We start from the raw sequence: 25,142 nt of genomic DNA, 5'->3' as shown, positions 1-25,142 counted from the left end.
TAAAAGTCAGCAACTGAAAAAATCAATTAGTATTGAACGAGCTTAAGTTATCAATTGAAGAAATAAACCCCGCCATTTTGTGGGGGCCGAACAATGATCATTTCGAGATCATAAAAAAGCAATTCCCTAAGCTTAAAATAGTTGCCCGTGGCAGTGAGGTTAAGGCTTTGGGTGACGAACATGAACTCACCGTTTTTAAGGAGAAGTTTGATGAACTTGTACAGCATGTGGAAAAATTTCAGACGCTTAATGTTAATGAGGTTGAAAGACTTTTAGGGACAAAAGCTGAAAACTCCAAAAGTGCTGATGCGGTGCCCGATAAATTTGTAAGTGGCGAGGTGTTGGTTTTTGGGCCAAACGGTATTATGGTAAAGGCGCGTACACCTAACCAGCGTAGGATGGTGGATAGCCTTAATAAAAATGACATTCTGTTTGCTATAGGGCCGGCTGGTACGGGTAAAACTTACACTGCTGTTGCATTGGCTGTAAGGGCATTAAAGAACAAGGAAATAAAACGCATAATTTTAACCAGACCCGCCGTTGAAGCAGGGGAGAACCTGGGCTTTTTACCGGGTGATCTTAAAGAAAAAATAGATCCGTATCTGCGTCCTTTGTATGACGCGCTTGATGATATGATCCCTGCGGAAAAACTTAAACTTTATTTAGAGAACCGCACTATTGAAATTGCACCGCTGGCATTTATGCGTGGCCGAACCCTCGACGGTTGTTTCGTGATATTGGATGAAGCGCAAAATGCCACCGATATGCAGCTTAAAATGTTTCTAACCCGTATGGGGCCTACAGCCAAGTTTATTGTTACCGGCGACGTGACACAGATTGACCTGCCCAAAAAACAGCAATCGGGCTTATATACTGCTTTGCGTATACTTACTGATATTAAGGGTATTGATATAGTTTACCTGAGCGGTGAAGATGTTGTGAGGCATAAGTTGGTGAAAAGAATTTTAGAAGCTTACGGAGATATTCAATAGATACAGAACATTTGGAACTGGAGATACAAGATCAGGTAAACTAACCATACTTGTTTTTAACTCTTTATTCTTTACTTCAAAAAACAAATGCACGCTATAAAAGAAACTCATTTTAATTTTAAGGGACAAACCTCCTATTATAAAGGCAAAGTGCGCGATGTTTATACCATAGCAGATAAATACCTTGCCATGGTTGTGACCGATCGTATATCTGCGTTTGACGTAGTATTGCCCGAACCTATACCCTTTAAAGGGCAGGTACTTAACCAAATTGCTGCCAAATTTTTAAATATAACTGCTGATATTGTGCCTAACTGGGTAATCAGTGTGCCGGATCCGAGTGTAACAATTGGCCGTATATGCGAGCCGTTTAAAGTAGAAATGGTTATCCGCGGCTATCTGGCCGGGCATGCCTGGCGCGAATACAGTTCAGGCAAACGACAAGTTTGCGGAGTAGATTTACCGGATGGCCTTAAAGAGAACGACAGGTTACCTGAGCCTATAATTACGCCTACTACCAAGGCATCAATAGGACATGATGAGGATATATCACGGGAAGATATACTTGCGCGTGGAATAATTGCGGAAGATGATTATTTACAACTCGAAAATTATACGCGCGAGCTTTTTAAAAGAGGCACCGAAATAGCCGCTGAGGAGGGGCTTATTTTAGTAGATACTAAATATGAGTTTGGCAAAGCTGATGGTACTATTTATCTTATAGATGAGATTCACACACCTGACTCATCACGCTATTTTTATAGCGATGGTTATGAACAACGTCAGATGAATAATGAACCTCAGAAACAGCTATCCAAAGAGTTTGTTCGTAAATGGCTGATTGAAAATGGGTTCCAGGGTAAAGATGGACAAGTAATACCTGATATGACACCTGAAATCATTAATTCAATATCTGAAAGATATATTGAACTTTATCAGCAAATTACCGGTGAGGTATTTATAAAACCCGGGGAAGAAGATGTTTTGCAACGGGTTGAAAGGAATATCAATAATGCACTTACTGAGTTGTAATTTTTTATTTAAACGTAAAATAGTTATATCTTAGCTCTTTAATTTTTATAATAATGAAGTTTACTGTTGACAAACACGAAAAATATATTTTAATAAAACTGAACGAATCTAAATTGAATTCACTGGTCACCCCGCAACTAAAGTCGGAGTTGATATTGATAAATACCGAAGGGCAAAGGAATATTATACTTGACCTTTCTCAGGTGAAGTTTGCCGATTCATCCGGTTTAAGCAGTTTGCTGGTTGGACATCGGTTGTGCAAAAATGCTGAAGGCTCGTTCATTATGGCAGGGTTAAATGAAGCTGTATCACGTTTGGTAACCATATCGCAATTAGACAACGTGCTTACGGTGGTACCAACCTGCGAAGAAGCTATCGATCTTATTTTTATGGAAGAGATAGAAAAAGAATTAAAAAGAGAAGTAAAATAAAACAGTTGTTCACCCGGTATGAGATTTGAAGTTACAATACTGGGCAGCAGTTCTGCAACTCCTATTTTTAACAGAAACCCTACCGCCCAGATACTTAATATTAACGAGAAATTATATTTAATTGATTGTGCAGAAGGAACGCAGCAGCAAATGCTGCGTTTTGACGTTAAGGCCAGTCGTATTGATTATATTTTTATAAGCCATCTGCATGGTGATCATTATTTAGGGTTGGTAGGTTTGCTTTCATCCCTGCATCTTAATGGCCGGAAAAAGGCTCTAAAATTATATGGCCCTGCTCCGTTGAAAGAAATATTGGATCTCCAATTAAAATACTCGGAGACGACATTACAATATCCCTTAGAATTTATAGCAACAACCGCTGACAGAAGAGCGATAATTTTAGATAATCAGGATGTTATTATAGAAACGATCCCGCTTAATCACCGTATACCTTGTACCGGTTTTTTCATCAAACAAAAAAAGAGGTTAAGAAAGATCATACGTGAAAAGGTAGAAGAATTTAACATTCCTGTTGCTTACTTTACAGCTTTAAAGAAAGGTCGTGATTACGAGGCCCCTGACGGAACTATCTATAAAAATGAGAGTTTAACACTTGACTCTGAAGAGCCAAAATCATATGCCTACTGTTCAGATACCTTATTTGGTGAACAATATTTTGAACAGATAAAAGATGTTACGCTGCTCTATCATGAAGCCACTTTTTTGAACGATATGCTGGAAAGAGCGATACAAACCCATCATACAACCGCTTTACAGGCTGCACAGGTAGCTTTAAGCGTAAACGCAGGGAAATTAATTATCGGACATTTTTCGGCCAGATATAAGACCCTGGTTGATCTGCTTTCCGAAGCACAAAGCGTTTTCCCCGCAACAGAACTTGCCATAGAGGGGAAAACGTTTATTATATCCTGATAAGTAAGCTTTAGTCTTTACCTCCTCCAAAAATAGAGAAGCTAACATAGCGTTTAGGGTGAGCTTTAATATCTATAAACAGATTATTCAGGTTGTTTGATGCAGCGTTAAGATTGTTATACATTTTGTCGTCATTCAATAACAATCCTAATGAGCCGGTTCCACTATTTATCTTATTAACTGTAGCCTGCAGATCGGCCACCGCTTTGTTGGCATTTTCTAAAGTTTGTTTAATGTTTGAGCTGGAAAGATCGGTACTGAATTTTTGTAAGTTACCAGAAATGTTATCAAACCGTGCAGTACTGGTTTTTAAATTAGCAGATACTACTTCGGCATTTTCCAGGATACCGTTAATATGACCTGATTGAGACGCCACAAGAGCATCTATCTTTTTGGTGGTACCTTCTAACGTTTGCAGAGAATTAGCAATACTTGTAAAACTTCTGTCGATATTTTTTTGAAAAGTTGGGTTCATTATCTTATTGATCGAAGCCAACGCGGAGTCTACTTTGGTTATCAACACCTCAGCTTTTTTTTGTATAGGTTGCAAGCTCTCAGCCAAACTACCCTGAATGTCGGCACGCAGGGTGTCTTTATCTTCGGCCAGTACTGGGCTATTGCCTAATTCAAATACAATAGCCTTACTACCTAAAAGGTCGGTGCTTTGCAACTTAGCAAGTGTATTGGAGGGGATTTTGTATTGTGGATCAATTTTAAATTCTACTGTAGTACGTCCGTTCTCATGCAGTTCCATTTTTGAAACTCTCCCTATCTGGAAACCGTTTACTAAAACCGGTTTAGATACCGTTAAGCCCTCTACGCTGCGATAAACCGCATAAAATTTATTAGAGCCGGAAAACACATCATTTCCGCGTAAAAAACTATAAACCAGTATCAATATGGTTATTGAAATGGCTGTAAGTGCTCCGATCTTGGTTTCGTTAGATATTTTCAAAATTTTTATTTGTTTAGTTAATTTTATTTGCCGTTGTGGTGTATTCTACCTGTGCTTTGTACTGCGTTATAGCGCGGACTATAGAATTCACAATTTCGTTTTGTCCTTTTTCTGAATTGAGATATTCCTCATCATCGGGGTTATTAATATAGCCTGTTTCAACCAATACTGACGGCATTGCGCTATGACAAAGCACATAAACCCCCTGTTCTCTCATTCCCTCACTTATCCTTCCGTCAGTCTGAACAAATTCATTGGTGATTAAGTTTGCAATATTTATACTTTGTTTGCGGAACTTACGGATATAAGCGTTTGTTAATATGATAACCACGGGGTCATTTGGGTCTAAACCATCACCATTCAAACTTGAGTCATCTTCAATTTGATTGTTTTTAATGGCATTTTTTTCTTCGTTGGTACGGTGCAGACCATAAACAAGCATCAGTGTCCCTTTTCCGGAACGATCGGGCACGCGCGTGGTGCGGTAAATAGCTTTACCATGCCTGGTGCCAACGCGTTTACGTACTACCTTATCGGCAAGTGAGTTGCAATGTATGGAGATAAACAGATTGCCTTTGTTATCATTAGCAATTTCAGCGCGTTTTTCCAATGAAACATCTTCTTCGGTTTTGCGGGTTAAAACGGCTTTTACACCGTCAATATCTTTTTCAATTGCTTTCTGCAATTTTAATGCGATAGCCAGCGTTACATTTCTTTCAACGGAAAAAGTTCCGCTGGCGCCGGTTGAGTAATGCCCGGGAGGGGCATTGTCAGGCTTAACACCGTGGCCGGGATCAATTATAACTGTTTTTAATTTAAAGCTATTTTGGATAGTGTCTTTTTTTACAGTAGTTTTTGTTGTAAACGAAAATAAGGAGAAGCAAAGAATTAATGCCGCGATATTCAAAATCAAATTTTTCAAACTGTTCGATATTTTATTTTTCATTATGTTTGAACGCTGTTAACTGTATCTGCAAAAATACTATTCATAATCTATTTTGAAATTAGTTACCGTTTTTTTTCTGTTTGCGATTATATTAATAGTGAATTTTAGTGCGGCTGCTAAAAGCGGTCACTATGAAATTTCTGTTAAAGATACTATTATTCAGCTTGACTCCACAAGGGACGCCAGGTTGTTGAAAATTAAAAATCAATCTGCATCATCCAATGCAGTTTCTTTAACCACTAAAAAAGATACCACACCCAAAAGTACGGGAGGCTTACAATCTATTGTAAAAGCTACGGCAGAGGATTCCTCGCACTTTGACAGGGAGAATAAAATAAATTACCTGTATGGTAGGGCGCACGTTACCTACGAGGATTTTGAGCTGGATGCTGATTATATACGTGTAGATGAAAAGAATCATTTAATATTTGCGAGGGGGAGTATTGATCCACTTACTAAACGATATGTAGGCAGGCCGATTTCGAAATCAAAAGACGAAAAACCGGTGGCTTCGGATTCTTTATTATTTAACTACGATAGTAAGAAGGGTAAATTATGGAATCCGGCAACTGAGCAGGAGGGCAACTATATATCAGGCGGACAGGCCAAACGAATAAGCGAAGATGAAGTTGCATATCGTAATGTGATATTCAGTACCTGCGACCTGCCTTATCCTGATACACACTTTGGTATAGTAATAACCAAAGGAATAGGGCAAAAAAAAAGAATAATTTCGGGACCGGCCTATTTGGAAATAGAAGGGGTGCCTTTGCCTCTTGCTATACCATTCGGATTTTTCCCGAAACCAAATACGCGAACATCGGGGGTAATATTACCAACCTTTGGGGAAGATCAGAAGCTGGGCTTTTACCTGCGTAATTTTGGTTATTATGTAGGTATTAATGACAATATTGATGTAACCGCTATGGGTACTTTATTTTCTAAAGGATCTTATGAGCTAAGTGCCACCAGCAGATATTTAAAAAGATATAAATACGGTGGTAGCTTAACGTTAAGTTACGGATCACATAATTATGGTTTACAGGGCGACCCTGCGCAAAAGGATTTTAATATTACCTGGGCTCATTCGCAGGACCCGAACGCACATCCCGGCACATCCTTTAGTGCCTCTGTAAATGCCGGTACACACAGTTACTATCAAAACACACGCGGAATAAACAATTACAACCTGGAATCGCTTACGCAAAATAACTTACGGTCGAGCATAGCTTATGGTAAAACCTGGGCCGGTACACCATTTAATCTTAACGTGAGTTTGTCGCATAGTCAGGATCTGACGAAACAAACTGTTACACTTGAGTTGCCCACCTTTAGCTTTAATATGGCTACTATAAGTCCGTTCGCCTCAAAAAACCAGATTGGCGAACAAAAATGGTATCAAAAAATTACTGTTGGTTATAGCCTGGTAGGTACAAATAAGGTGAACAATGTTCCAGAGTCGGAACTGTTCAAAAAAAACACGCTAACTAAACGTTTGCAAAATGGCTTTCAGCATCAAATACCGGTTAATTTAAGTTTAAATATCTTGAAATATTTTCAGTTTAATACCGGGGTTAATTATACCGAACGCTGGTATTTCCAAAGTATACGTAAAAGTTTTGAACGAGGGAGCATAAACGGTCAGCTTACACCAATTACAGACACCGTAGGGGGCTTCGTACGCTCAGGTGAGTATAATTTGAACGCCGGATTTTCCACAAAGTTGTATGGCATTATCCCATTTACTAAAGGCCGTTTAAAAGCAATACGGCACGTTACCACACCGTCTATTAGTTTCAGCTACCGTCCGGACTATGGGGATCCGAGTTACGGATATTACAGAACCGCTGTAAGTTCAGCATCCGTTCCTTATCCTTTTAGTTATCAGCGATACTCTATTTTTGAGCAATCAGTTTATGGAGGACCTTCTACAGGGAAGCAAGCAGGTATTGGCTTTACTTTAGATAATACCATAGAGGCCAAAGTAAAAGCTAAAAGTACTGATACATCGGGCGTGGAAAAAAAAATACCCATATTGCAGGGTTTAACATTCTCTACTTTTTACAATTTCGCTGCCGATTCGCTAAAACTATCGCCCATATCGTTTTCAGGTCATACCGCACTGTTTAATCAAAAGATCAATGTAAACTTTAGCGGTATTTTAGATCCATATATTACTCAGGTTCGAGATTCTATTTCAAATGGACAGATTTTAAGATATACTCGCCGTATAAATAGATACAGCTGGCAGGATGGCCGTTTCCCGTTATTAAATTCATTTAGCCTTTCAATGAGCGGCAGCTTAAATTCCTCTACATTTAATAGAAACACTAGGCAGGTGCCGGTTGGGTCAACTTTACAGACTATGACACCTGAACAATCACAGAAATTGGCATTAATTAATGGTGATCCTAACCAATATATTGATTTTAATATCCCCTGGAATTTAGCATTAAATTATAGTTTTAGTTATAACAATAATATTGTCAACAGTTCATCAACAAATACGATGATGATAAGCGGAGATGTAAGTCTTACCAAAAAATGGAAAGTTCAATTTAACACAACCTATGATTTAAAAGCTCGTGAACTAAGCAGCGCCACCTCATTTGCCATATATCGTGATCTGCATTGCTGGGACCTATCTATACAATGGCTGCCTTTTGGCTATTATAAATCATATAATGTTACACTTAAAGTAAAAGCCTCTATTTTACAGGATCTTAAATTGAGCAAAAGAAGTGATTACACCAATAACCAATCTTTTAACTAATGCTTGCTGAAATTATAACCATTGGCGACGAAATACTTATAGGGCAGATCGTTGATACCAACTCTGCGTGGATGGCTGAAAAATTAAACCACGAAGGGATAAAAATAAAACAAATATCTTCCGTATCTGATAACCGGGAGCATATTCTAAAAGCGCTTGCCGAGGCGGCCGGCCGGACAGATATTATATTAATTACAGGCGGACTTGGCCCCACAAAGGATGATATTACAAAAAAAACGCTTGCTGAATATTTTGGTGTTGATTTGGTGTTAAATGATGAGGCATTGGAAAATGTGGAAAGGATATTTAAAAAATATAACAGGCCCTTGCTCGAAACAAACCGTAAACAAGCGGAAGTCCCTACAAACTGTGAGGTTATATTAAATGAGAATGGTACAGCGCCGGGCATGTGGTTTAATCATGCAGGTAAGGTATATATATCAATGCCTGGTGTGCCCTTTGAAATGAAATATATGATGGAGGAAAGGGTGATTCCCAAATTGAAGGGGATATTTAATCTGCCTGTTATTTACCATAAAACTATACTTACTGCCGGCGAGGGAGAATCTTTCCTGGCGGAGAAAATTGCTGATATAGAAGATTCCCTTCCGGATGATATTAAATTGGCCTATTTGCCAAAATTGGGACAGGTGCGACTCAGGCTTAGTGCATATGGGAATGATGAAATTTCACTAAAAGTTAAAACTGAAGAATACGCCCAAAAGATAATTGAGCGGGTAAAGCATGCTGTTATTGCAGAAGACGATATCCCGATTGAGAAAGCGATATTAAATTTTATGGCTGAAAAAAACCTCACCTTATCTACTGCTGAAAGTTGTACAGGTGGATATATTTCACATCTGTTAACACAGCATGCGGGTTCGTCAGAAGTGTTTTTGGGCGGCGCTGTTTCCTATTCGTATGAACTAAAGGAAAGCATGCTTGGGGTAAAAAACGAGACACTTTGGCAATATGGTGCAGTAAGTTATGAAACTGTAAAAGAGATGGTTGAAGGGGCTTTGCTTAATTTTAAATCGGATTACGCTATTGCAGTTACAGGAATTGCCGGACCGGGTGGTGGCACACCCGATAAGCCTGTGGGCACCGTTTGGGTGGCAGCAGCAAATGCCAATAAAACTCTGATAAAGAAATTCACATTCGGTAGTAAAAGATTACAAAACATTGAAAGAACGGCCGTGGCGGCATTTTTTATGTTGAATACTTTACTTAACGAAAGCATAAACTAAGCGGTATTTTTTTTAATTTTGGCCTACCAAGTATATTTTGTCTATGGCCAAATACCAATTGTTATTGCCGAAAATGGGGGAAAGTGTTGCAGAGGCAACAATAATTAAATGGACGAAGAGTCCGGGTGATTATGTAGAGGCAGATGAAGCAGTAATGGAAATAGCAACCGATAAGGTTGATTCTGAAGTACCATCGCCGGTATCCGGTAAATTAATTGAACAGCTTTGCAAAGAGGATGAAGTTGTTCAGGTTGGAGCAGTTATCGCTATTATTGAAACTGATGAACCTGAACAGGAAACTTCTCCTGTTACTACAGACACAGAGGCTGCAAGTACGTCGGTACAACAACCCCAGGAAATACAACCAGTTGAAGAAAAAGACGTTGAAGATATCCCGGGGATTGATCAACTTGACCAGCCTACAGATAAGAGCATTAAATTTGAAAACAGGTTTTATTCACCTTTAGTTAAAAGTATTGCATCGCAGGAAGATATAGGGAATGATGAACTGGATACTATTCCCGGGACAGGTGCTGAGGGACGTTTAACTAAAGATGATCTGCTGGATTATATTCAAAACAAGCCACATAAAAAAGCCGAGCCCGTTACATCAAACAGAACAGAAAATACAGAAGCACCTCAGCAAAATTTTACTGAACCATCACCAAAAGAAAGTGAAAAGCCTCAGGTAACAGAGCCTAAGGTACAACAGCATTATACACCAAAGCCAACATCAGAAGCAACTAAGCCTTCAGCTTCAGTAGGAGGGGCGGATGAAATAATAGAAATGGATCGTATGCGCAGATTAATAGCTGATCATATGGTTTATAGTAAGCATACATCCCCTCATGTAACCTCGTTTATTGAGGTGGACGTTACTGAACTGGTACAATGGAGGGAAGGTATAAAGAATTCTTTTCAAAAGCGCGAAGGCGAGAAGATAACATTTACTCCCATATTTATTGAAGCGGTAGTAAATGCTATTAAAGAATTGCCTATGATCAACGTTTCAGTAAATGGTACCCAGATCATTAAAAAGAAAGATATAAATATTAGTATGGCTACTGCTTTGCCAAGCGGTAACCTTATTGTGCCGGTAATTAAAAAGGCAGATGAGTTAAGTTTATTAGGTTTAACAAAGGCCGTTAACGATCTGGCTAATCGTGCACGTAATAATAAGTTACAACCTGATGATGTTAAGGATGGAACGTTCACTATCACGAACGTGGGAACTTTCGGAAATGTGATGGGCACCCCGATCATCAATCAGCCGCAGGTAGCTATTTTAGCTGTGGGCGCTATCAAAAAGAAACCTGCTGTGATCGAAACACCACAGGGCGATACTATCGGAGTAAGGCATATGATGTTCCTTTCATTATCATATGATCATAGAGTAGTAGATGGTGCATTAGGCGGTACCTTTATAAAAAAGGTAGCGGATTATCTTGAAAAATGGGATATAAGCAGAAATATATAGTTAATTAAATGTGATTCTATCAAAGTAAGGGCCCTTTTCAGGGCCTTTTACTTTATGGCTGAATTAGTTTACAGGTTGAGGTCCTATTTTATTCGTTTCGTTATCAAATTTACGTGTCAACATTTCATATATAATTTTGATCCAGATTATAAAACAAGGTACTGCAATTAGATTATAGCGTAAAATATAGTTTACCCGTACATATCGCGGAAAAAGATCGGAGGCGCCAAAACTTGTTAATAGTAAGGCAAATATGATAAGAAAGCGCTCGAATAAAGTTATAGGTCGTTCCAGGTTTACAAACCATATACCTACGCCGATAAAAGCAATAATATAAGTAGGGGGCTCTGAGCCGGAACTATAAATAGTAGTAAAAATCAGCACTGAAGCTAATGTTAAAAGCTGATACTTGACATTGCCCCAATATTTTATCCTTATAAGCGAAAAACCAAATATCGCCATAGCCGGAAGAAGAACGGTCAGATTAGATAAACGAACTATCCCAAATACAGAACTTATAACCCCCATTACACACACGTATGCCCGGTGAGAGTTGACATTAGCTGCGTTTTTTGCAAGCAGATCGGGATACCAATCGTGATAGGTTTGAATTATATAATGAGGCGAAGATATAGCCATCGGCAATAAAAACAACACTACCGACCAAAATAATAAGCCAAGGATCAGTTTTATTTTATTGTCCGAGAAGAAAAAGAAAGCCAGACCCACAACACCATAAAGTTTTATTGCTGTTCCTATCACTATCATTAGCGCAGCCCAAAAGTCTTGCTTGTTTCTGATGAATATAAAACTGAAAATCACCAGTGCTATGATAAGCGGGTTTACTTGTACATTGCCCGATGACCCCATCATGCTATTTGCGTTTAACAACAGTATCACCATCTGCTGATTATGGTTCAGCGGCATTTTCCTGATGGCGAGGTATAATATCCATGTTAAAAACAGCACCCACAATATTGCGCCAATTCCGTCGGGTAAAAAGGTGAAAGGTGCTATTATAAGTGCAAAAACAGGCCCGTAATGGTTTAGGTCAAAGTAAAACAGGGGTTCGGGGCCAAAAAGACTATGCTGATTAATTACATTTAAAAAATTGTGTTTATAAATTATGTAATTATTATAGTTCTGATTTACCGGCCCGGAAAATACAAGTACTCCTTTTATAACCGCGAATAAGCTTAAGCCAAACCATAGAATAAGGATGAGAGGCTTATTATAAACAAGGGCTTTTATTTTGTGCATCAGTTTTTTTGCGCTAACATACAAAACCCATTGCATAGCAGATATAATTAAGGAATATTTTATGGTACGAAGCATACAAAAAAAAGGGCCTTCGCAATAGAAGACCCTTTATGAAAAAAAACAGCCGGAAGAATCTACTAAAAAACTTCGGCTGTTTGTTTTGTTTCCGAGGCTAAACTGACCCCTGTTAGCTGATCGGCGAAGGCTACGAAAGCCTTACTCTCAGATATACGATGTTGATTGTCGATCAGTTTTTGTAAATTGATTTTTCCAATAATAAATTTATAACTACCTGAATAAAAGCGCTCTTTTATAAATTCAAAACCTAAATCCTCCACTAATGCTTCGTCGTCGTATCGTAAATAAATATTTATTTCGATGTTATTGGTAAATTCAAGTTCTTTTACGGCTTTTGCTTTTTTGTATTCATATTGGTAATCATAGCGGAGCGCGGCAATATCCGATAATACTGCTGAACCGGTAGGGTGACCACCAGCACCTTTTCCGAAAAAGAATTGCTGATCTGCAAAGGCAGCCTGTACCGTCACGCCATTATATTCATATTCTACATTGTATAAGAATTCAGATTCGGTTACAAACTTAGGGAGTACAAACATAGCTACGTGCTTGTCGTCAAGTTCCTTGGCAACGGGTACCAATTTTATTTTCAGATTTTTTTCACGTGCATACTGCAGATCATTTGCAGATAGATTTTGGATGCCAATATTCAATATTTCATTAGGATTAACTATAACTCCGTAAGCATGCGCGGCAGCAATTACCAATTTATATTTAGCATCAAAACCGCCAACATCCATGGTCGGATCAGTTTCAGCAAATCCCAGATCCTGTGCCTGTTTAAGTGCAGTATCATAATCCATATTCTCTAAAAAGCCTTTGGACAAAATATAATTTGATGAGCCATTAAAAATTCCGCTTATAGAGTGAAGCAACTCATTATCATAATACTCTTCCAAATTACGGATAATAGGTATACTGCCACATACAGCACCCTCGTAAAGCAATGAAGTGCCATGTTCGTTTTGCAGATCAATTAACTCATCTAAATAAGTAGCTATCATTTTTTTGCTGGCAGATACTACATTTTTTCCTGAACTCAATGCTCTGGATACGATCTCGAAAGCAGCCTCAGTATCATTTATTAATTCAACAATGGTGTTAATCTCAGGATTATTCAATAACTCATTCCTGTCGGTAGTAAATAATTCCAGGGGAAGGGTACGTTCCTTATCCTCATTTTTAATAGCTATTTTAACTATTTCTAAGTTCAGGTTCTTTGTTTTTATAATGTCGTATAATCCCTGGCCAACCACTCCGAATCCAAAAAGGCCTATATTTAATTTTTTACTCATTATGCAATTTTTTGCAGTTCTATAATTTTTCCTTTAACATCGGTCTTAAAAAACGATGTAATTACTTTTGTTAGCGCTTCTGTCTCAATTAAAAATCCGTCGTGTCCGTAAAAAGAATCCAATTCAGCAAAGGCAGATTTTGGTATATGTCTGAATAAATACTGTTGCTCTTCAACAGGGAATAATACATCAGACTTAATGCCTATTACCAGCGTGCGTGCTTTAATTAAACTTAGTGCTTTATCTACACCATGCCTGCCTCTGCCAACATTGTGAGAGTCCATCGCCTTTGACAAATACCAGTAACTATAAGCATTAAACCTGTTTACCAGTTTTTGCCCCTGATAATTTTGATAGGATGCCGCCCTGAAACCCTTTGCCACCTCGTCGCTTTCCTCTTGTTGTGTTATGGCGTAAGTTTTATAACCCCTGTAAGAAAGGAGTGCTATACTTCGTGCGGCTTTAAGTCCTTTAGCGCCACCATCCGGAAAATTGGCATAAAAAGTACGGTCTGCACCTATAGCCAAACGTTGTGACTCATTAAAAGCGATGCCCCATGGAGAATGTTTAGCATTGGTAGCTATTAAAATGAGGTTTTTTATTCTGTCAGGTTCTGTAATGCTCCATTCAAGCGCCTGTTGCCCTCCTAAAGATCCTCCCAATAATATTTCAATATCATCTATCTGCAGATGATCGGCAAGTAATTTATGGGCTTTAACAATATCACGAATAGTAACCTCCGGAAATGACAAGTAGTAAGGTTGTCCGGTTGTCGGGTTTACACTCAAGGGGTTGCTGGTGCCGTAAGGGGAGCCTAAAACATTGGCGCAAATAATAAAGTATTCGTCGGGGTTGAAGTGATCTTCGGGGCCGAAGAGGCCTTTCCACCACTCAAACACGTCGGAATTAGCGGTGAGAGCATGACATACCCATACTACGTTATCCTTATCCTTATTTAAAGTGCCATAAGTGGTATAACCAATTTGCAGACCGGGTAGCTTGTTACCTGATTCCAGCTCAAATATTCCGTTATAGGTAAAGGTTTGTAAATTCATGTGTTTACTGTTATTTGAGGAGCTGCTATATAATGCAGCTCCCCCGATAACGATTTGTTGAAAACTAAAAAATCAATAAAAAATATAATTATTAGCTGTTAAATACAGCAAATGCCTGTGCAAAATCAGCTTTAATGTCATCAATGTGTTCAATACCTACCGATACGCGAAGTTGCGCCGGTGTAACACCCGCAGCAATTTGTTCGGCATCCGAAAGCTGTTGATGGGTGGTAGCTGATGGTTGTATAATGAGGGTTTTGGCATCACCAACGTTAGCTAAATGACTAACGAGATTAAGGTTATCAATTACTTTCCCTGTATTTTCCTTATTGCCTTTAACCTCAAAAGACAATACTGCTCCAAAACCATTTTTAAGATATTTTTTTGCAAGCGTATGCTGTGGGGAAGATTCCAGGCCGGGATAATTTACCTTTGCAACCTGAGGTTGTTTCTCCAGCCATTTGGCAAGTTCAAGTGCATTGTCCACATGGCGTTGCACACGTAAAGATAGTGTTTCAAGTCCCTGGATATTCAACCAGGCATTAAATGGTGATTGTGCAGGGCCAAAATCGCGTAAACCCTCTACCCGCGCACGAATAATAAACTGAATATTACCAAATGGTCCGCCAATGCCAAATACATCAGCAAATACTAAACCGTGATATCCTTCGGATGGTTCGGTAAACTGCGGATACTTACCGTTGCCCCAGTTATAGGTACCGCCGTCAACAATGGCACCGCCTATACTGGTACCGTGTCCGTTTATCCATTTAGTAGTTGATTCTACCACTATATGCGCCCCGTGTTGTAAAGGGCGGAATAAATAACCACCTGCAGCAAAGGTGTTATCAACAATAAGCGGCAGATCATATTTATTGGCAAGTGCACTTATCTTTTCAAAATCAGGGATATTGAAACCGGGGTTACCTATGGTTTCTACATAGATGGCTTTAGTTTTATCATCAATTAACGTCTCAATATTTTCGGCTGTATCATCTTTTGCAAAACGTACATCAATACCGAGGCGTTTAAAAGCTACTTTAAATTGGTTGTAAGTACCGCCATATAAAAAAGGAGAGGTAACAAAGTTATCACCTGCTTGTAAAATATTATTTAATGCGATAAACTGAGCTGCCTGCCCTGATGATGTTGCCAACGCTGCTACACCTCCTTCAAGGGCGGCTATACGTTTCTCAAAAACATCGGTGGTAGGGTTCATTAAACGAGTGTATATATTGCCGAATTCTTTTAAGGCAAACAGGTTTGCGCCATGTTCGGCATTATTAAAAACATAGGATGATGTTTGGTATAAAGGCACAGCGCGTGATCCGGTAGTTGGGTCAACCTCCTGGCCGGCATGTAGTTGCAGTGTTTCAAATTTTAAAGCAGACATATTACAGGGTTTTAATAGATTATTATTTTTATACGATTAATTGTGACAGGATAAAACTATCCTCAGAGGGTTATCACGTGCTTTTCGGGAAAACTAAAAAGGGAAACGTGTAACTGTGATCAACAGCAGCAACACATACAGCCATTAAAATGATTGCGTGTGAAAAATTGAGCCGTTTGGACTTGTTGCGTGTTGGACGAAATGTAAATCAGACTTTTCATGATTAAAAATTTATATTCCCCGGTATTCTTTTTCCGGGACAGGAATTGGCACCTTCTCCCAATGGGGAGGGTTGCCAGCGGGTTGTCGAGCCTGATCTCTCGCCGCTTCTTTATAAACCAAAATCCTTTTTGAAGGGAATTGATTAAGGTATTGCTACCAAATATTGGGTCAAATATAGAGCAAAGCAGTTTTATAATCCAAATTAAATTCTAATTTTATTGTAATTTAAGCTAAGGCAGCCTGAATATCCGCTATAAGGTCATCAATATGTTCCAATCCTACAGATACCCTGATAAGGTTTTGTGGGGTAGTAGTATCAGGCCCTTCAACCGATGCCCGGTGTTCAATTAAACTTTCCACTCCACCCAAACTGGTGGCCCTGGTAAATACCTTTACCTTATTAGTCACGTCCCTTGCTTTTTCGGCGCCGCCTTTTACACAGAAAGAAATCATTGCGCCAAAACCCGTCATTTGCTCGGATGCAGCCTGATGTTGAGGATGTGAAGGCAACCCGGGATACAATACTTTTTCTACTGTCGGGTGCTTTTCCAGATATTCTGCCAATAATTGTGCGTTGTGCATGTGTCCGCGCATACGATAGGGTAGCGTTTTAATACTGCGGGTCAAATAATAGCAATCAGTAGGTGAGGGGATGGCGCCACCCATGCTTTGTACCTGTCGTATTTTTTGCCACCAGTCATTATCGTTTCCTGTCACCAACACGCCGCCGGTTAGATCGCTGTGCCCTCCAAAATACTTGGTAGAGGAGTGCATTACTATATCCGCTCCTAAAGCTAATGGCTGCTGGCATATAGGGCTTGCGAATGTGTTATCACAAACAACCTTTATGTTTTTTTGAGCTGCAATAGTTGTTATCTTTCTTATTTCGGTGATCTTCAGTAAAGGATTTGATGGGGTCTCTATCCAAATTAAACCCGTGTTAGATTTGATATGTGCTTTTAATACCCCGGTATTATTTATGTCAATAAAGTCAAACTCCAATATTCCTTTAAAAAGGTTTTTTAACTGATTACGTAAACCATGATACATATCATCAGGTGCAATTATATGCGTACCCGGTGATAAAGACTGAAAAACAGCCATACCCGCTGCATTACCTGAGGAAAATGCTACCGCGTCCACACCATTTTCCAATTTTGCCAATACATTTTCCAAAGCTGATCTGTTTGGGTTATTGGCACGGCTATACGAATATCCTGAAGCATAGCCACCATCTATGTCACGCTCAAACGTGGTGGACATTACAATAGGCTGTATTACAGCTTTTGTTGAAGAATCAGTATGATTGCCGGCATGTATAGCGATGGTCTCTATTTTCATTTTCAAAATGTGTAAGTCTTCAAATTAACTAAGAATTATTTTATAATTATACCTGGGGGCTATAAAATGCGTAACACAATTATTCTGTAAGCTTATCGTCATAGTATATGTTTAAACATGCTTATTTCTATACAAATGAGACGAAACCGAGGCATTTTGCTACATTTGCTCAAATTATTTTCTAAATGGAAGTATCAGAAAATTTCCAGGTATTGTTAAGCAACCCTCAACTTTCACCTGAACTTAAAGATATTGCTGAAAAGGTACTCCATAACCAACGCATCACTTTTGACGAAGGCGTTTTGCTTTTTGAGAAAGCTGAATTAGGCTATCTGGGAGTACTGGCAAACTATATTCGCGAACAAAAACACGGAGACAAAACGTACTTTAATCGCAATTTTCATATCGAACCAACTAATCTGTGTGTTTACGATTGTAAATTTTGTTCTTATTCCAGACTGATCAGGCAGCGATCAGAAGGATGGGAATACACTATGCAGGAAATGCTGGATATTGTAAAAAGATATGACGATCAGGCAGTTACCGAGGTACATATAGTAGGTGGTGTTTTGCCGCAATACGATGTGCATTTTTATACTGAACTTTTTAGGAGCATAAAAGCTCACCGACCAAATTTACACGTAAAGGCATTAACCCCGGTAGAATATCACTACATATTCAAAAAGGCAAAAATTGACTATGCTACCGGTATGAAGTTGATGAAAGATGCCGGATTGGAATCAATGCCTGGTGGCGGTGCTGAAATTTTCCACCCTGAAGTGAGAGATCTGATAGCTAAGGACAAGTGTAATGCGGAGCAATGGCTGGCCATACATGAGGAATGGCACAAACTGGGCATGCGCTCAAACGCAACTATGCTTTATGGCCATATCGAAAAATTCTGGCACCGGGTTGACCATATGGAGCGCCTGCGTCAGTTACAAGATAAAACCGGCGGTTTCCAAACATTTATCCCTTTGAAATTTCGCAATAAGGATAATCAAATGTCGGAGGTTCCGGAGTCAACTGTAGTGGAAGACCTGCGTAATTTCGCCATTGCACGTATCTATCTGGATAATTTTGATCACGTTAAAGCTTATTGGGCAATGATAAGCCGTACAACAGCGCAACTGTCCCTTAATTTTGGGGTAGATGATATTGACGGTACTTTAGATGATACTACCAAAATATATTCGATGGCCGGCGCAGAAGAACAACATCCCGGTATGAGCACTAAGCAATTGGTTGAACTAATAAAGAATGCGGGCAGGCATCCCATCGAACGTGATACATTGTATAATATAGTTACAGATTATAATGAATATCAGTTTGAGGAAGAAGAAAAACCTAAATATTATAAATTGCCGGTTATTAATTAAGGCGGTTAGTTATTACAATGATCGAGAAAACTCTATACATAGTAAGGCACGGCCAAACAGATCTGAATAAGCTGGGTATCGTACAAGGCCGCGGCCGTGATACCGATTTAAACGATGAGGGGCGTAAACAGGCTCGTCAATTTTTTGATGCCTATAAAAACGTACCTTTTGATAAGATATATATATCCGAGCTTAAACGCACCCAACAAAGTATTCAATCTTTTATTGACTGGGGTTTACCGTACGAGAAACTTTCGGGTTTAGATGAACTTGCATGGGGAATACATGAGGGAGAGCCTTCTACACCCGATACAAAAGCTGCTTTTTTACACATTATGCGGCATTGGGTAGAGGGAAGGCTTGATGAGAAATTTGAAAATGGGGAAAGCCCGAATGAAGTAAAAGAACGGCAGTTGGTAGCTCTCAATACCATTATGAGTCATCCCGAGGAAAAAAATGTGTTAATATGTATGCATGGGCGCGCTATGCGTTTGTTTTTATGTGTATTAACAGGTAAACCCCTTACCGAAATGGATAACTTTCCGCACCAGAATTTGGTATTATACAAAGTAACTTATGACGGCAATAAATTTGAAATTGTTGATTTCAACAATGCCGATCATCTAAAACATTCCTGAACGATTAGTGAAAAAGATAAAAATATCCGCCGTTAGTTATACTAACACCAAACCCTTTTTATACGGATTACAACACGCAGCAATAGTAGATAAAATAGATCTTAGTCTGGATATGCCATCCGATTGCGCCCAAAAATTAATAGACAATGTAGTAGATATTGGATTAATACCTGTTGCAGCCACTTTGGATCTGCCATATTGGGAAATTATATCAGCCTATTGTATAGGTGCCGAAGGGGCTGTAAACTCTGTTTTTATTTTTAGTAACTGTGATATTAAAGAGGTGAAAAAGGTCCAGCTCGATCCGCAGTCGCGCAGCTCTAATAATCTTGCTAAAGTATTGCTGAAAAACTTTTGGAAAGTACAGCCCGAACTGATAACAGATGCTGACGACTATGCCGCCTCGGATGATATGCATACGGCGTTTGTACAGATAGGTGACCGTACATTTGGCAAAACCGATAAATATGAATTTGTATATGACCTTGCGGAAGAGTGGAAAAAATTTACGGGTTTACCTTTCGTTTTTGCTGCGTGGATTGCAAACAAACTTATCCCTGCTGATTTTATTACAGAATTAGATAAAGCTTTAGCATTTGGTTTAAACCACCGCGATGCGGTATTAAGGGAATTGCCAAAACGTAAAGACTTCGACTATGAAGACTACCTGATGCATAGGCTTGATTTTAACCTTACCGAAGATAAAAAGAAAGCATTTCACCTGTTTTTGGATTATATAAGAGCGTTATAATACTCCTCCTGATAAATTTTATTTTATTTAAAACCATATCGATTTATTTGGCATTGCCTATATAATAAAACTCGACAATGGATTCACAACAACTTAATGGCCGTGTTGCATTAGTAACCGGTGGAGACAGCGGTATTGGTAAAGGCATTGCTTTAGCTATGGCAAAAGCAGGTGCCAAGGTTTTGGTTAATTACGCGCATAATCATGAGGCTGCTACCGAAGTGGTAAACGAGATAACCTCGGCAGGTGGTGAGGCGTTTGCCTACCAGGCCGATGTAAGTCATGAACAGGATGTGCAGGGCATGTTTGCGAAATTAGTTGAAACTTATGGCGGCATTGATATATTGATGAACAATGCCGGTCTGCAGCAGGATGCTACATTTGTAGATATGACGCTTGATCAATGGAATAAAGTGATCAATGTTAATTTAACCGGGCAGTTTCTTTGCTCGCGAGAGGCAGCTAAACAATTTATTAAGCAGGGAGTAACAGACGGGAGAAATGCGGCAGGAGTAATATTGTGTATGAGCAGTGTACACGAGGTTATACCATGGGCAGGTCACGTTAACTATGCAGCCAGCAAAGGTGGCATCAGTATGTTTATGAAAAGCATAGCGCAGGAGCTGGCGCCTAAAAAAATACGTGTTGTGGGCATTGGCCCCGGAGCAATACAAACTCCAATAAATAAAGAAGCCTGGGATACGCCCGAAGCCCTGGATAAATTACTTACGCTAATCCCTTACGGTCGCATTGGTCAGCCTGAAGATATTGGTAAATTGGCAGTGTGGCTGGCTTCGGATGATGCGGATTATATCACCGGTACCACTATTTTTATGGATGGCGGGATGACATTATATCCCGGTTTTGCTGATAATGGTTAAATATAACCCTATTTATATGTATTGTCATTAAAATGTCATTTCAAAATACCAAGTTTCTCACTTCTTTACTTATTGTACTTTTTACACTAAGTATACCTTATTTTTATTAACATATTGTAAAAAATACACTAAGTATTCATCTGTTTTTTTAGATTTTTATTTTTATATGGGTATTTTTATTAAATAATTATAAAAATTATCCTTAATTAGTGATTTTGATATCTATAGCATACTTTTGTTATGGATTTAAAATTAAAAGAAACTATGAAAAGGATATTATTAACAACTGCAATTGCCGCCTTATTTACTGCAAACGTTTTTGCTATTGATGGCGCTAAAAAAACAAATGGTGATGGTTCAGACAATGTATCATACGCCGTAGTAAACAAATTTAAAATTGACTTTAGTAATGCCACTGATGTTACCTGGACAGTAACCTCAAACACTCAAAAAGCTACTTTTACTATTGATGGTGTTAAAAAAACTGCGTTTTATAACCTGCGTGGTGAATATCTGGGAGTAACTCAGTATATCGATTTTAAAGATTTGCCTTTCAAAGCAACCAAAGAGATCATGAAAGATTATAAAGATTACACTATTGGTGAAGTAATAAAACTGGAAAGCAACGTTACGGATAACACTATAGACCCAACAGTTTATTTTGTTGATCTTAAAAATGACACAGAAGAAGTATTATTAAGAGTTACTCCAGCATCAGGTGTTTACTTCTTTAAACAAGTGAAATAATTTATACACTGCTATTAACTATATAAAGCTGCCTTAACGGGCAGCTTTTTTTTTACTGTAAATTTTACTTTAATTTAAGCTGTGTAAATTATTTTATTTGATTATTAATAATTTATATATTTGAAAAGATAGTTGTATATTCCATATTGATTATTAAGCACTTTTTACTCAGTTGAATTACTTACTGATCGTTAACAAAATTTTTAATACGTTATTTTAATATTATGAAAACCGGAAAAGTAAAATGGTTCAACACACAAAAGGGTTATGGATTTATTGTTACAGATGATGGTAAAGATCTGTTTGTGCACTTTAAAGATGTACAGGGTGGAGTAAACGCCATTAAAGATAACGATGAAGTTGAATATGATGTGGAAGAAGGCAGAAAAGGATTACAGGCTGTAAATGTGAAAAAGATTTAACTAGCCTATTTAATGACATAGAAGCCTCTGTTTTATCAGGGGTTTTTTTATGTCAAAAAAATTAGGCTTAATTAGGTGCTTTATTTACTTTAGGGTTGCCAATTACTTAACCAACATGACTGATACCGCTTCGGCCAAAATCTCAAAAAATGCCATTTTCATAGTTTTAGTAGCCTCACTTGGTTATTTTGTTGATATATATGATCTGGTCATATTTTCCATTGTTCGTATAAAAAGTTTTCAGGATATTGGAATAGCACCTGCGGATATGCGTACAAGCGGGGAATATGTATTGAACATGCAAATGTTCGGCTTGTTACTCGGGGGAATTTTATGGGGAATTATTGGTGATAAATTCGGTCGTTTAAAGGTGTTGTTTGGCTCAATAGTACTCTATTCAATTGCAAATTTTGCTAATGGGCTGGTACATGATATTAATAGTTACGCCGCAATAAGATTTGTTGCCGGCATTGGTTTGGCAGGAGAGCTTGGGGCAGGTATAACCTTAGTTAGCGAAACGCTTAGTAAAGAAAGTAGAGGCTACGGCACCATGATTGTAGCTGTTGTTGGGCTGTTTGGTGCTGTGGCCGCAAACATGGCTGCTAAATTTGGTTGGCAAAATGCGTATTTTATTGGCGGCGCACTTGGTGTTTTTCTGCTATTGTTACGTATTGGCACATTTGAATCCGGTATGTATAAAAGTGTCTCGAAAGCCAAGGTATCTAAAGGTAATATACTGATGCTATTCACTAACAAAGAGCGTTTTTTTAAGTATCTCAATTGTATTTTAACAGGTATGCCACTATGGTTTGTAGTGGGTATACTTATTACCCAGTCTCCGGAATTTGGAAGAGAATTGCGAGCCCCAGAGCCTCTAAGTGCGGGCAATGGTATTATGTATTCCTATATCGGTATATCTATTGGTGACCTTTTTGCGGGCCTGTTTGCACAGATAACTAAATCCCGTCGGTTAACTATGCTGATTTTTCAAATCTTATCACTTATAAGTGTTCTGCTTTATTTGAATGCATATGGCATAACCGCTCAGCAATTCATCTGGCTATGTCTATTCATGGGCTTTTCGGTAGGTTATTGGGCAACATTCGTAACAATTGCTTCCGAGCAATTTGGCACTAACATAAGATCAACGGTAACTACAACTGTTCCCAATTTTGTTAGGGGGGCACTTATTCCAATTACCTATGTTTTTGAACTATTTGTAAAATATTTTACAGCTCACGGAGGCAAAGATTCAAGCATTATAAAAAGTGGTTATGTAATGATGTTTATAGTAACAGCCATTGCTCTTTTTTCGCTTAGCAGGCTAAAAGAAAGTTTTGGAAAAGATTTGGATTACATTGAAGGCGAGGCAGGAATAAGTTAAATTTCACCAAAAAAATACCGCTGTATCAAATTACCCTTCAATTCTTACCTTTGTGACGATGATAAACAAGGAACAAATCGCAGCAGATTATCGAGAAATACAGGATGATATATGTACAGCGCTTGAAAAGTGCGACGGGAAAGGAATGTTTCAAGAAGAATTATGGGAGCGCGAAGGAGGGGGTGGTGGCCGCACACGGGTAATTCAAAACGGAAATATATTTGAAAAAGGCGGAGTTAACTTTTCGGCTGTGCACGGTACGTTACCTCATACCTTAAAGAAAGCTTTAAATGTAGAAGAGGAAGATTTTTTTGCAACCGGAGTATCTATTGTAATACATCCTAATCATCCGTTTGTACCTATTATTCATATGAATATACGGTATTTTGAGATGCCATCTTCTATGGAAAGCGGTAAAACTCCTGTTCGCTGGTTCGGTGGCGGTATCGATCTGACTCCACATTACATTATCGACGAAGATGCACGTTTTTTCCATCAGTATTTACGTTCGGTGTGCGATAAATTTAACGCTGATTTTTACCATCGCTTTAAAACTTGGGCAGATGATTATTTCTTCATAAAACACCGTGAGGAAACAAGGGGTGTTGGCGGAATATTTTACGATCGGCTGGTAGCAAATGAAGAAATGAGTTTTGATGATATTTTTGAATTCTCAAAAACCTTAGGTCGTGCATTTATTCCCATCTATGCCGAACTGGTGGAGCGTAATCGCCACAAAGCCTTCAGCAATGAACAACAGCTTTGGCAATATCAGCGTCGTAGTCGCTATGCAGAGTTTAATTTAGTATATGATGCGGGCACCCGCTTCGGGCTAGAAACAAACGGTCGCATTGAATCAATATTAATGAGCTTACCGCCAACTGCCAAATGGTTATATAATTTTGAGCCAGAGACCGGCAGCGAAGAAGAGAAAACACTTTCATTATTGAAAAAAGGTATTAACTGGGCCTAATGAAAATTAAAAGCATTCCTTTTGTTCTATTTTGCATAATACTTTTATGCTCTTTTACATTTAAAAAAACGCTTACCGGTGTATGGGAGTATGCCGGTGGTATATATAATGGTAAAATAAAAAAGCAGCCCGAACAATATAAATTGGAACGTATTTATGATGACCGGCATTACAGGGCGGTTTTTATGGAAGATGATGAACAGCCGGTAACTTACGAAGAAGGAGATTATCAACTTAAAAAAGATTCCTGTTTTGAATCTCAAACCTATAGCAGACAACCAACTCAACTTACAGGGATAGTTATGCACTATCAATATTCTATCCGTAATGACACCCTAACATTGTCGGGAACATTGCCTAACGGTACAACCGTTAAAGAGTATTGGAAAAAAATAAAATAATTGTGCTCTGCCTGCGCATATAATAGTTCACAATATGTGTAAATGTTAGCAAATACATACTCAAAAAATCATATAATTTCTTAACTTCGCAGGTCGTGTAAAAGTCACTTTTTGATATTTACACACAAATAAACAG

Annotated in this window: 23 protein-coding genes and 1 riboswitch; of the genes, 16 read left to right on the top strand and 7 right to left on the bottom strand. The window is 38.6% G+C overall.

Going from position 1 to position 25,142, the window contains the following annotated elements:
• The first annotated feature begins 32 nt into the window (after positions 1-32).
• The 4 genes from I5M19_RS09250 to I5M19_RS09235 all read left to right on the top strand — a co-directional run bounded on the left by I5M19_RS09250 (position 33) and on the right by I5M19_RS09235 (position 3,388).
• A complete protein-coding gene (locus tag I5M19_RS09250; protein WP_200065919.1) occupies positions 33-992 on the top strand; it encodes a PhoH family protein in 960 nt (319 codons plus the stop codon).
• A gap of 87 nt (positions 993-1,079) precedes the next feature.
• Positions 1,080-2,024, top strand: coding sequence for a phosphoribosylaminoimidazolesuccinocarboxamide synthase (locus tag I5M19_RS09245; protein WP_200065918.1), 945 nt, complete (start codon positions 1,080-1,082; stop codon positions 2,022-2,024).
• Between the two features lie 53 nt (positions 2,025-2,077).
• The gene (locus tag I5M19_RS09240) at positions 2,078-2,455 is read left to right on the top strand and encodes an STAS domain-containing protein (protein ID WP_200065917.1); all 378 of its coding nucleotides are present in this window, start codon (positions 2,078-2,080) and stop codon (positions 2,453-2,455) included.
• Positions 2,456-2,473: 18 nt separating this feature from the next.
• Positions 2,474-3,388, top strand: coding sequence for a ribonuclease Z (locus I5M19_RS09235; RefSeq protein ID WP_200065916.1), 915 nt, complete (start codon positions 2,474-2,476; stop codon positions 3,386-3,388).
• Between the two features lie 10 nt (positions 3,389-3,398).
• Here the strand turns inward: I5M19_RS09235 and I5M19_RS09230 are convergent, their stop codons facing one another.
• Together I5M19_RS09230 and I5M19_RS09225 are read right to left on the bottom strand one after the other, a co-directional pair.
• The gene (locus tag I5M19_RS09230; protein ID WP_200065915.1) at positions 3,399-4,343 is read right to left on the bottom strand and encodes an MlaD family protein; all 945 of its coding nucleotides are present in this window, start codon (positions 4,341-4,343) and stop codon (positions 3,399-3,401) included.
• Positions 4,344-4,356: 13 nt separating this feature from the next.
• Complete coding sequence (locus tag I5M19_RS09225) at positions 4,357-5,289, bottom strand: N-acetylmuramoyl-L-alanine amidase family protein (protein WP_200065914.1); 933 nt, start codon at positions 5,287-5,289, stop codon at positions 4,357-4,359.
• A gap of 52 nt (positions 5,290-5,341) precedes the next feature.
• Here I5M19_RS09225 and I5M19_RS09220 point away from each other — a divergent pair, with 52 nt between their 5' ends.
• The 3 genes from I5M19_RS09220 to I5M19_RS09210 are packed head-to-tail and all read left to right on the top strand — an operon-like array spanning position 5,342 to position 10,786.
• Complete coding sequence (locus tag I5M19_RS09220) at positions 5,342-8,062, top strand: putative LPS assembly protein LptD (RefSeq protein WP_200065913.1); 2,721 nt, start codon at positions 5,342-5,344, stop codon at positions 8,060-8,062.
• Positions 8,062-9,309 (top strand): competence/damage-inducible protein A, encoded by a 1,248-nt coding sequence (locus I5M19_RS09215; RefSeq protein ID WP_200065912.1) that lies wholly within the window; start codon positions 8,062-8,064, stop codon positions 9,307-9,309. Before I5M19_RS09220 ends, I5M19_RS09215 begins: the two co-directional genes overlap by 1 nt.
• A gap of 43 nt (positions 9,310-9,352) precedes the next feature.
• On the top strand, positions 9,353-10,786 hold the full coding sequence (locus tag I5M19_RS09210) for a dihydrolipoamide acetyltransferase family protein (RefSeq protein ID WP_200065911.1): 1,434 nt from the start codon (positions 9,353-9,355) through the stop codon (positions 10,784-10,786).
• 63 nt (positions 10,787-10,849) lie between these two features.
• Here I5M19_RS09210 and I5M19_RS09205 read toward each other — a convergent pair whose 3' ends face one another.
• The 5 genes from I5M19_RS09205 to I5M19_RS09185 form a co-directional block, all read right to left on the bottom strand.
• Positions 10,850-12,046, bottom strand: coding sequence for a glycosyltransferase family 87 protein (locus tag I5M19_RS09205; protein ID WP_200065910.1), 1,197 nt, complete (start codon positions 12,044-12,046; stop codon positions 10,850-10,852).
• A gap of 137 nt (positions 12,047-12,183) precedes the next feature.
• Positions 12,184-13,419 (bottom strand): homoserine dehydrogenase, encoded by a 1,236-nt coding sequence (locus I5M19_RS09200; RefSeq protein ID WP_200065909.1) that lies wholly within the window; start codon positions 13,417-13,419, stop codon positions 12,184-12,186.
• Positions 13,419-14,474 carry a homoserine O-acetyltransferase family protein gene (locus I5M19_RS09195; RefSeq protein WP_200065908.1) on the bottom strand — a complete coding sequence of 352 codons (1,056 nt, stop codon included), beginning with the start codon at positions 14,472-14,474 and terminating at the stop codon, positions 13,419-13,421. The genes I5M19_RS09200 and I5M19_RS09195 overlap by 1 nt, the downstream gene beginning before the upstream one ends.
• Positions 14,475-14,565: 91 nt before the next feature.
• The gene (locus tag I5M19_RS09190) at positions 14,566-15,867 is read right to left on the bottom strand and encodes an O-acetylhomoserine aminocarboxypropyltransferase/cysteine synthase family protein (RefSeq protein ID WP_200065907.1); all 1,302 of its coding nucleotides are present in this window, start codon (positions 15,865-15,867) and stop codon (positions 14,566-14,568) included.
• Positions 15,868-16,095: 228 nt separating this feature from the next.
• A riboswitch (SAM riboswitch) is annotated at positions 16,096-16,207 on the bottom strand.
• 107 nt (positions 16,208-16,314) lie between these two features.
• The gene (locus I5M19_RS09185; RefSeq protein WP_200065906.1) at positions 16,315-17,430 is read right to left on the bottom strand and encodes a trans-sulfuration enzyme family protein; all 1,116 of its coding nucleotides are present in this window, start codon (positions 17,428-17,430) and stop codon (positions 16,315-16,317) included.
• A gap of 185 nt (positions 17,431-17,615) precedes the next feature.
• Between I5M19_RS09185 and mqnE the strand changes: the two genes are divergently transcribed.
• The 9 genes from mqnE (at position 17,616) to I5M19_RS09140 (ending at position 25,006) form a co-directional block, all read left to right on the top strand.
• Entirely contained in the window at positions 17,616-18,809 is a 1,194-nt protein-coding gene (mqnE, locus tag I5M19_RS09180; RefSeq protein ID WP_200065905.1) for an aminofutalosine synthase MqnE, read from the top strand.
• Between the two features lie 17 nt (positions 18,810-18,826).
• A complete protein-coding gene (locus I5M19_RS09175; RefSeq protein WP_200065904.1) occupies positions 18,827-19,447 on the top strand; it encodes a histidine phosphatase family protein in 621 nt (206 codons plus the stop codon).
• Positions 19,448-19,454: 7 nt separating this feature from the next.
• Positions 19,455-20,198: a menaquinone biosynthetic enzyme MqnA/MqnD family protein gene (locus tag I5M19_RS09170; RefSeq protein ID WP_200065903.1), complete on the top strand. Its 744-nt coding sequence runs from the start codon at positions 19,455-19,457 to the stop codon at positions 20,196-20,198.
• A 77-nt stretch (positions 20,199-20,275) separates the two neighbouring features.
• Positions 20,276-21,079: an SDR family oxidoreductase gene (locus I5M19_RS09165; RefSeq protein ID WP_200065902.1), complete on the top strand. Its 804-nt coding sequence runs from the start codon at positions 20,276-20,278 to the stop codon at positions 21,077-21,079.
• Positions 21,080-21,343: 264 nt separating this feature from the next.
• Positions 21,344-21,826 (top strand): hypothetical protein, encoded by a 483-nt coding sequence (locus I5M19_RS09160; protein WP_200065901.1) that lies wholly within the window; start codon positions 21,344-21,346, stop codon positions 21,824-21,826.
• A 224-nt stretch (positions 21,827-22,050) separates the two neighbouring features.
• On the top strand, positions 22,051-22,248 hold the full coding sequence (locus I5M19_RS09155; RefSeq protein WP_200065900.1) for a cold-shock protein: 198 nt from the start codon (positions 22,051-22,053) through the stop codon (positions 22,246-22,248).
• A gap of 115 nt (positions 22,249-22,363) precedes the next feature.
• Positions 22,364-23,632 carry an MFS transporter gene (locus tag I5M19_RS09150; RefSeq protein ID WP_200065899.1) on the top strand — a complete coding sequence of 423 codons (1,269 nt, stop codon included), beginning with the start codon at positions 22,364-22,366 and terminating at the stop codon, positions 23,630-23,632.
• A gap of 58 nt (positions 23,633-23,690) precedes the next feature.
• Entirely contained in the window at positions 23,691-24,605 is a 915-nt protein-coding gene (hemF, locus tag I5M19_RS09145) for an oxygen-dependent coproporphyrinogen oxidase (protein ID WP_200065898.1), read from the top strand.
• Entirely contained in the window at positions 24,605-25,006 is a 402-nt protein-coding gene (locus I5M19_RS09140; protein WP_200065897.1) for a hypothetical protein, read from the top strand. The genes hemF and I5M19_RS09140 overlap by 1 nt, the downstream gene beginning before the upstream one ends.
• The last annotated feature ends 136 nt before the right edge of the window (positions 25,007-25,142 follow it).

Origin of the sequence: Mucilaginibacter segetis (assembly GCF_016522075.1) — a bacterium.
Classification (GTDB): Bacteria; Bacteroidota; Bacteroidia; order Sphingobacteriales; family Sphingobacteriaceae; genus Mucilaginibacter; species Mucilaginibacter segetis.
Note: the sequence above shows the minus strand (reverse complement) of the source record. Positions and strands in the feature narration are given on the sequence as shown.